Source organism: Vibrio sp. YT-15, assembly GCF_033337445.1.
Taxonomy (GTDB): Bacteria; Pseudomonadota; Gammaproteobacteria; order Enterobacterales; family Vibrionaceae; genus Vibrio; species Vibrio alginolyticus.
Map to the genome: position 1 here is coordinate 1 of NZ_JAWOQR010000161.1, position 1,072 is coordinate 1,072.

Annotated in this window: 1 protein-coding gene and 1 pseudogene; both read right to left on the bottom strand. The window is 48.1% G+C overall.

Going from position 1 to position 1,072, the window contains the following annotated elements; translation table 11 throughout:
* The coding region (locus tag R7D93_RS25995; protein ID WP_411976823.1) for a murein hydrolase activator EnvC family protein at positions 1–699 on the bottom strand (699 nt) is incomplete at its 3' end.
* A 26-nt stretch (positions 700–725) separates the two neighbouring features.
* Positions 726–1,072, bottom strand: a pseudogene (cysE, locus tag R7D93_RS26000) (serine O-acetyltransferase); the annotation flags it as partial.

Sequence of the window (1,072 nt, forward strand, 5' to 3'; positions counted from 1 at the left end):
GGTTTCATTGCGTTGTAGTTCAGCAAGGTAACGTTTGTCGTTTTTAATGCTGCTCTGAATTTTTTTCAGCGTTTGCTTACGATTCGACTGCGTACTGGCCAGTGCGGTACGCTTTTCTGATTGCTGCTTGAGCAGGGTTTCGATCTGCTCTTTCTCTAGCTCAAGTTGGTTTTTGTTGTGCGCCAACTCTTGAGTGGTTTTGGTGATGGCATCAATCACTTCGGCACGAGCCTTGGCTAAGTGCTGAAAGTATTGGCTAATCCGGTCTTCTTCTACGCCTTGATTCAATAAGTGCCCATTCGCTTTCGCTCGCTCGGTCACGTAATACGTTTGCAGCAACTGCTTGAGCTCTTCCTCTTGTGCTTGGCGCTGGGCTTCTTGCAAGGAGATTTTCTCTTCCAGTTTATTGATGTTCTTGTCTGCTTGAGCAAGGTCGGCTTTAGTTTGCTTGATTTCTCGCTCCAGCTTAGAAATGCCAAGCTCTTGGTCTTTGAGCGATTTTTGCAGCTCGTTAAGCTGTTTCTCTTGCGAGGTTAGCGCCTTCTTTTGGCGATTGATTTCGCTAGAAACGCCTTTGAGCTCTTGCTGACTTGCGGCGAAAGAAGAGAGGGGATAGGTGGCAGATAAAGCACAAGTTAATAAAATAGCCGAGCGGAGCACTGGGTGATTTTGTTTTCGCACTTGAGAGTTACCTACCACATTATTGTCAAAGGATCAGAAGACGGTTAAATGCCATCTCCATGGATAAAGCTTTGCGATTTACCGTTAAAGCCTTGATCCATATCGAGAGACGGTTTGTCTGTTTTTGGTCGACCGACGATTTTCGCGGGTACGCCCGCCACGGTCGTGTGCGGTGGCACCGCTTGCAATACTACGGAGCAAGAGCCGATTTTCGCCCCTTCGCCTACTTCGATATTACCAAGAATTTTGGCACCTGCACCAATCATCACGCCTTCACGGATTTTCGGGTGACGATCGCCGCACTCTTTACCTGTACCACCTAGGGTGACGTCTTGTAGGATCGACACATCGTTATCAACCACCGCTGTTTCACCAATCACGATGCCCGTCG